This is a genomic window from Psychroserpens damuponensis, from assembly GCF_000826655.1.
In the GTDB taxonomy this organism is placed as follows: Bacteria; Bacteroidota; Bacteroidia; order Flavobacteriales; family Flavobacteriaceae; genus Psychroserpens; species Psychroserpens damuponensis.
The window spans coordinates 126,621-135,868 of sequence record NZ_JXJO01000009.1 but is presented as its reverse complement, the minus strand read 5'-3'; the positions used below and the strand labels follow the sequence as shown (position 1 = coordinate 135,868).

The 9,248-nt window shown below is 34.7% G+C and carries 1 protein-coding gene and 1 pseudogene; both read left to right on the top strand.

Features of this window, described 5'->3' with window-relative positions; all coding sequences use genetic code 11:
* Positions 1 to 924: pseudogene (locus tag TD29_RS18455) on the top strand (PorP/SprF family type IX secretion system membrane protein); the annotation flags it as partial.
* Between the two features lie 73 nt (positions 925 to 997).
* Positions 998 to 9,217, top strand: coding sequence for a T9SS type B sorting domain-containing protein (locus TD29_RS04320; protein ID WP_040279145.1), 8,220 nt, complete (start codon positions 998 to 1,000; stop codon positions 9,215 to 9,217).
* Positions 9,218 to 9,248 lie beyond the last annotated feature (31 nt).

The window sequence follows — 9,248 nt, the reverse complement described above, 5'->3', positions numbered from 1 at the left end:
GCTAAAGAAGAAGCCGAGGCTCAAGCTAAAGACGAATTAATCTCAAACCCTCAAGATGATATTAGTAAATCTATGTACGAGATTAGCCAACAAGCTGAAGAATCTAAAAAAACACAAACTAAATTATTACAAGATTTTGATGCTATTGTTGCTATTAAAAATGAAGACCTTAAAGATTTAAAAGAGGAAAATGATTTAAGTGAAAAGGGTATCACTGTTGGTCCAAAACCGTTTAAAAGTATTACGGAAGAAAATAACAAATTAGAAGTTATTAAATCACAATTAGATGAAGTGATTAATAATAGAAATGAAAAAATTAAAGAATTAAAAGCATTATATGATGACAAGTATAAAGCCGATACAATTACCAATGATGAAGTTTATTTATATTATCAAAAAGCGCTTAATCGCTTAGAATCAGAACAATTAAAAGCAACACAAGCAAGAATTAATTTAGATACTAGATTAGCAGAAATAAAAATTGCTACAGAGTTTGAAAGAAGACGTCGTATTAAAAAAGCAGCATTTGATAACGAAGAAGAACGCTATTCACAGGATAGAGCGACATTAAAAAACATAAAAGAAACAACAAGTTTGACCGATACACCAATCACTGCATCCGATTTTGATTTTGGTCAAGAATTGAGTGATAATATTCAAATTTTAGAAAATGTACAAAACGTAGATAACGGTTATTACTTAGTACTGGCTGTACACTCCGACATTTCTAAACGTAATGATTTTATAACTAAAGTTGTGGCTTCAGGACGTTCAAATGTAGATTTCTTTTATGATATAAAAACGAGTAAGTACTATATCTATTATGATAAATTTGAAAGTATCGAACAAGCTAACCAAGCTTTACAGTCAAAAGGTAATAGACCATATAACCAAAAACTATCTCTTGTGAAAATAGAGAACTAATATATAAAACCAGGCCTTATTCTTGGGTTGACTTGCCCTAGTTAACTCAAGAATAAACAAAAAATTAAACACCATGAAAAAACCTACTTTTTCAAGATTAATAATCATTGTTTCACTTCTATTTATTGGCCTACAATCATATGCGCAAAATTATGAGCCTTTTCAACCTCGATTTAATGAGGATCTTAAAGGAGATATTGTTTTAATAGGTAACAATATTTTAGGACCAAACAATAATGCATTTAATAACAACTCGGTATATAATCATAATGTTAACATGCAATATATTGACATTGATGGTGATGGATCAACTTTTAGTTCATCGAGTTCAGATTTAGATATACCTAACCCAAACTGTTATAGAATTATTTATGCAGGATTATATTGGGGAGCAGTAAATCCAGGTAACGAATCTATTACCAATGTAAAGTTAAAGGGTCCATCTGGTGGATATAACGATGTAACAGGTACCATAATTTATGATGCTAATGGTAATACTGTTGATGGAGGCGATAGTTTTTCATATGCTTGTTTTGCTGATGTAACAGATATAGTCACTAGTTTTGGCTCTGGTAATGATTTAGGTACTTATACTGTTGCCAATGTTTCATCTGACGTTGGTGAGACTGCAAACTACTCACCTTATAATGGTACTGGACAATCTGCTGGTTGGTCTTTATTTATTGTGTACGAAGACCCAACGCTTCCTGGTAAATCGATTACAAGTTTTGATGGGTTTAGCGCAATAAGTGTTGCTGGCAATAACACAGCTTTAGATATACCTGTTGACGGATTTAGAACTGTTCCTGCTCCTGCACCAGTAAGAGCAAATTTTGCATTTGCAACTTTAGAAGGCGATAGTCCAATTCTTGGAGATCGATTACGATTAAATGGTGTTAGTTTATCAACTGTAGATCGTCCTGTGGCTAACTTTTTTAATAGTTCGGTTACTCAATTAGATGCCACACCTGTAAATAATAGGGTTCCAAATAGTACAAATACTTTAGGATTTGATACAGGAGTTATGGCTATCCCTAACCCAGGAAACGGAGTTATTGCCAATGATGCTACAGCGGCTACTATTCGCTTAGAAACTAGTGGTGACACCTATTTCCCATATTTCTTTGCTTTTGCTGTAGATATCATCGAACCAAATGTTGTACTTACTAAAATTGTAGAAGATGATGCAGGTAATGATATTGGCGGACAAACAGTCGGCTTAGGATCGTCATTAAATTATGTTATTGGTTTCCAAAATACAGGAAATGATCATGCTACGAATTTACAAATAAGAGATATCCTTCCTGTAAATATTATTTACAATCATCCAACCGACTTAGTTTTACCTCCTGGAGTAACTGTAGTAAGTTATAATGCAACAACTAGAGAGTTAATATTTGCTATTGATGATTCTTTAGTTGAAGAAAATGATCCAGTTTACGAAATACGTATTGAAGCACAAGTGGTCGATGAGTGTAACCAATTAGCAGATGCATGCTCTAATATTATTAACAATCAAGCTTACGCAACTTATAACGGTTTTTATAATCCAACGTTTCAAATTACCGACGACCCTAGTATAAATAGTAATACTGGATGTTTAATTTCACCACAAGCCACTAATTTTTTAGCCGATTTAGATTGTCAATTTTCAGAAAATTTAATCCTTTGCGGAAATACTTTAGACATTACTGCTGCCAATAATTATGATTCATACTCTTGGTCTACAAGTCCTACAGGTACTCCAGTAATTGGTACTGGTCAAACAATAACAGTATCAGAAACTGGGACATACTATTCATTTAACACAGCAATAGCACCATGTCAATCTATTGTGCAAGAGTATGTCGTTCAATTATTTGGAGGCAATATAGAAAACCCAGTAATCCCTTATGCAGATGAAGTTGTTACTTGTCCTAATAATGGAAAACTGTTACCTAATATATTTTTATGTGGAGAAAATGATACTAGAGATATACAAACTAATATTTCTGGAGCTTCATCTATCATATGGGAAAAACTAGATGAGTCTAGTTGCGATGCTGTTTCAGATTCAGATTGTGCAAATGAAGATGACACATGCACATGGAATGAAGTTGCAAATGGATCAAACTATTTAGTAGATACGGCAGGACAGTTTAGACTAACTATTAATTATGAAGGTGGATGTTTTGTACAATTTTATTTTAATGTTTATCAAAATTCATTAAACCCAACAGTAATTGCTACAGATATTATTTGTTCAACATTAGGTAGTATTACAGTTTTAGATGTACCATCAGGTTATGAATATAGTTTAGATAATGTAACCTATCAAACCAGTAATGTATTTGCAATTGATACTGCAGGAACATATACCGTTTATGTGAGACAAATTGGAGTACCAACCAACCCATGTATTTTTAGTGTACAGGAAATTCAAATAAGAGATAGAGATTTCTCAGTATCAACAACTATTTTACAACCGTTATGTCATGGAGATAAAGGAAGTATTCAATTAGCTGCAAATGATGTTGACCCACAGTACTCGTATACATTAAGTGAAAGTGGAACTCTTGTCAATAGTGTTGGACCAATTCTAGAAAACACCTACATTTTTGAAAACTTAAATGCAGGTACTTATACAGCAACAGTAGAAACTGAAAATGGCTGTTTTTATTCCGAAGATATAATAATCATTGAACCACCATTACTAACAGTTTCAGCTGCAATTACAGTACCTTTAACATGTGAAGAAGGTGAAATTACGGCATATCCTGTTGGAGGCACTCCTCCTTACTTCTATTTTGTAAATGGATCTACAGATTTTCAAACAATTCCTCAAATAGTAGTAAGCACACCAGGTGTTTATGATATTTTAGTTGTTGACGCAAACAATTGTAGTGCAGAGACAACGATTACTGTAGAAGCTATTGATCAACCAGAATTCACAATTGACACAACAGATATTGCTTGTGGTGGATCTGGTAATACAGGAGCAATCACAATTGATGTCACTGCAACCAATGGTAATAGTTTAACTTATAGTATTGATGGCGGTGTAACATTTTCAAATTCTCCAGTATTTACTGGATTAATTGCAGGTGATTATGAGGTGGTTGTCGCCTATTCAATTGGAGCTTCAAATTGTGAAACAGTAGCACAAACGGTTAGTATTATTGAAGCTGATGCCATCTCTGGAACAGCAGAATTAACTGCTCCTTTTACATGTACATCAAACGGCACAATTACTGTAACTACTGTTACAGGTGGTGATGCACCTTATATGTATAGTATTGATGGTGTCAACTTTCAAGCGAGTAATGAGTTCTCCAATTTAACTGCAGGTTCATATACCATTTCAATACAAGATGCTAACGATTGTACGGTAATTACCAATGACGTCATTGTTGAAGCTTTAAATCCGCCTACAGATTTAGACTTCGATAGTGCTCCAATAACGTGTCCTACAAATACAACAACAGTCACAATAACTAATACAGTTGGAGGAACAGGTGTGTTAGAATATCAAATTATAGCGCCTGCAGCAAGTGCTACAACCTACCAAACATCTACATCATTTTCAGGATTAGAACCAGGAACTTACACTTTTCAAGTTAGAGATGAAAATGATTGTGAGTATACCGAATCTATTACAATTGATCCAATTCCAACACCAACAATATCTATAGTTTTAACATCTGGTCTAGATTGTACAACGACTCCTGATGCCATAATTTCTGGTGTCATTACAGGTACAGCACCATTTAACTATGCCGTTTCAATTGATGGAAGTAGCTACTCAAACTTAGGTGGAACAGGTACACCTTTCACATACAATACATCTACAGCTGGAACATATCAATTTCAAATTACAGATGCTAATGGTTGTATCGCAGAATCAAATAGTATTACCGTGAACCCAATATCACCTCCAGCGTTAAGTTTGGTTGTAGAATCTCAACCCATATTATGTAATGGAGATGAAAATGGTGCTTTAGATATTACAATTGATGATACCGTTGGTACTCCTCCTTTTATCATCAATGTCAATAACGATACCACAAACACAGATTATGGTACACAAACGTCTGGATTATCTGCAGGAATTTACACCGTTACAATCACGGATGCGAATCTTTGTTTTTCTTCGGAAACTGTAACGATAAATCAACCAGACCCTATTCAAATAGATTTCGATACCATTGACATCACGTGTACATCTGGTGGAATATCTCAAGGTTCAGTTATTATAAACTCTGTGATTGGAGGAACAGCACCTTATAATTATTTTGTAAGTGGAACTAACGGTTATGCAAATTCTGAATTAAATAATACTGGATCAACTTCGGTTAGTTTTAATGTTGTAGATTTTGGTTTATATGAGATTAATATTGTTGATGCTAATGGTTGTTCTATACTAACTCAAGATGTTTTAGTTGCCTCACCTCCTACCGATTTAGATATTGATATTACAACTACTGTTGATTGTGCTTTAGGTGGTGAAGCCGTAGTAAGTGTGGGATCAACTTTATCTAGTGCAGGACCATTTTACTTTGCTATTTATGAAGGACCAACCACGTCTTATCCTGGTGTTGGTACTTGGCTACCAGAAGACATGCCTGGCAGTCAATCGGCTACATTTGATAATTTATTACCTGGAGTGACTTATACTTTTATTGTTTATGATGCTTCTACATTATGTAGCTATTATGAACCAGCAACAACTCCAATACCTACAAATTCAACACTTACACTTAACGCTGTAAGTTCTAATAACATCACATGTACAGGAAGTGATGATGGTAATGTATCATTTACAATTAATAGTGTTTACGCATCTAATGTAGATGTGAATTACGAAATATTCGATTCTTTATCATTAAACACGACTGGTATTATAGGGTCTGGAAATGTACCAGCTAATGGAAGTTTAACGGTATCAGATTTAGGTCCTTTACCTTTTGGTAATTATTTTGTATCTATTTCAGAAGCTTCAGGTCCAAATGCTGGCTGTGGTATTGTAACTGCTCCTTTTAATATTACTGAATCTGCTTTCTTATTAGAATTACAAACGTCTGTAGATCAAAATGCAAATTGTAATGCAAACTCAGGAGTTATAAGTGCTATTGCTCAAAATGGTACTGCACCTTATCAATATCAACTTACAACAACAGCTACTTCTCCTTTAGAGACTGATGCAAATTGGGCATCGGCAAGTACTTTCAACAGAGATGCAGGAAATTATTATGTACATGTAATTGATGCTTATGGTTGTATCGTTACAAGTCCTGTGGTTATTTTACCAATGGATGATGTCCCTAACATTTCCGCAGTAATTAATACAACATGTGATATAAGTAATGGTGATTTTGAAATTGACGTAACTTTAGATAATCCAGGAATTGCGCCATATAGCTTTAGCATTAATGGTGGTGCTTTTCAAACGCAATCCATACCTTTTACAATTTCAAACTTATTTGCTGGTACTCATACTATAGAAATACAAGATGCTAACGGTTGTGGAAATCTAGTAAGTATCGAGATTTTTGCACCTATAGAAATTACGCCTACAGTTTCTGCTTTTGCAACTTGTAACGATGATGATGGCGAAATTACAGTAACAAACACTGGTGGATCTGGAACGTTTACTTATAGTATTAGTCCGAGTCCAGCTTCAATTACTGAAACAGGTGGTATATTTTCTGGAGTACCTTCAGGGCTTTACACAGTAACTATTACAGATACAGTAACCTCATGTACAGAAGATGTGACGGTTTCTCTACAAGCTCCAACGCCTCCTACGTTTAGCACAAATTCTACTGCATTAACTTGTTTTGGAGATAACTCAGGATCATTTGATATTGATGTTAGTGGTTATTCTGGCGCTTATAATTATGAAGTTTTTGATAGTAGTTCTACCTCTGTTTTTGGAGTCGTTAATGCCAACACATCTACCAACCCATTAACTGTTTCAGGAATGGCTGCTGGTACATTTACTGTAGTCATTACAGAAACTGAGAGTCCGTTTTGTAATGCAACATCTACCGTTATTATTACGTCACCTTCAAGTGCTTTAACGCTTAATGCTTCGGAAACCTCTAACGTTTCATGTGATAATAGTCAAGGGACAATTACTGCTATTGCAGAAGGAGGCTATGGTGATTATCAATATGAACTAACAGGAGCTGCAACTGTACCATTTTCAACTAATGGGTCATTCTCAAACTTAGCTGCAGGAACTTACACTGTAAACGTTATGGATGCCCAAGGTTGCGTAGCTTCAATAGATATTACACTAGAAGAACCAAACCCAATTAACGCTACTTTTACACCAAGTGCTTCTACATTGGCTTGTTTTGGAGATCAAAACGCATCAATTTCTGTTACAAATGTTACGGGTGGTCAAGGCGTAGATTATATTTACACATTAAATACTATTGCACCAATAGCAGCAACTTCTGGTCCTCAAACGTCTAGTATATTTACAGATTTAGGTGTAGGAACTTATACAATATCTGTAAGCGATGGTAACGAATGTTTCTTATTATCTTCGGAAATTGTAATCACTCAACCTACTCCTATTGAAGCTAACCTAGTCGTTACTACAACACAAACTTGTGATGTAGAATCTACGATCACACTTAGTGCAACTGGAGGAACAGGATCTTACGAATATAGCAACGATAGTGGTTTTGGCACTATTTTAGGATCATTTACAAATGCAACCACATTTTCTGTTCCTGTAGGAACATATCATTATTATGTGAGAGATATTAACGGCTGTATTGCCAATGTATCAAACGATATTACAATTGACCCATTATTAGACTTAACTATTAATTTACTATCAACCAATCCTACAATTAATTGTGCTGGAGATAATACTGGTACAATTGTAGCAACGGCTCAAGGCGGATTAGGAAACTATGTTTATACCCTTGAAGATAATTTAGGAAACACAATTACAGCTACACAAGATTCTCCTGGAATGTTTACAGAACTCGTTGCAGGAACCTATATCGTTCATGTAGAAAGTGGTGATTGTGAAACAACCTCTGCTCCTATTACAATTACAGAGCCAACTGCGCCATTAACTATTGATTTTACAGTTAACGATGTAACATGTAGCGGAAATGAAGATGGAATTTTAACCATTAATGCTACTGGTGGAACCGGAGTTATTAAATATGCTATTTCGCCTCAATTAGATCAATTTTTTGAAACTAATATATTTGAAAATCTTGCTCCAGATACTTATACAGTTATTGTACAAGATGAATTAGGATGCTACGAAATATTTGACTTTACAGTAACCAATCCTGAACAAGTGATATTAAGTATTGTACCAGATTCTTTATTTGAAGAAACATGTGAAGGTGAAAACAACGCAGAGTTTAGTATTGACATTTCTGGAGGAACATTACCTTATAGTGTGAGTTTAGATGATTACAATGGTCCATATACAACAGGATCTGCAACTCAAACAGAATTTGATTTTACAAACTTAGGAGGTGGTGATCATATTGTATTTGTAAGAGATGCTCAAGGTTGTGAAACGGAATGGAATATCACATTCCCTCCATCAGTTAGTTTTGATCCAATTGTAGATATAGAATATGCTTGTGAAAACAACATGACTGTAAATACAGTAACTGTAACCTTAGAAGATGACAATGCAGTAGATCTTAACGAGTTAGATTACGCTCTCAATGGAGGAACGTTTCAACCAAGTAATGTATTTAATAATGTAGTTCCAGGAATTGACCATTTTATAGAAGTTAGACATACAAATGGATGTATTAAAACCGTGTTTTTTGACATAGATTACTTTGAACCTTTAGCTATTATCTTACAAGAAGGTAGTGCGCCTGGTGAAATCATAGCAGTCACTACTGGTGGAACTGGTGGTAACCAATATACACTCAACGGAGAACACTATGGAGATACTAATGTATATGTTGTGACTGAAGAAGGTACTTATACCGTAATAGTTACAGATAGCAGTGGTTGCCAAGCTGAAGCTACAATAGAAATAGAATTTTTAGGACCATGTATTCCTAATTGGTTTACACCAAATGGCGATGGTACTGCAGATACTTGGGCTCCAGGTTGTGTGGAAGATTATCCAAATCTTACTTTCGACATCTTTGATAGATATGGTCGTAAAGTAGCAACCTACCATGTTGGTGAATATTGGGATGGAAAATATAATGGTAAAGATTTACCTACTGGTGACTATTGGTATGTTGTACAACCTAACAGTCCGTTGGTAGAGAAAGATTATGTTGGACACTTTACACTATACAGGTAATTATAAACCCTCAAATTAAAAACGATTCACA

What these genes read in the sequence shown, in the direction of transcription:
- TD29_RS04320 (WP_040279145.1), top strand. Translation starts at nt 998, where the DNA reads ATGAAAAAACCTACTTTTTCAAGATTAATAATCATTGTTTCACTTCTA.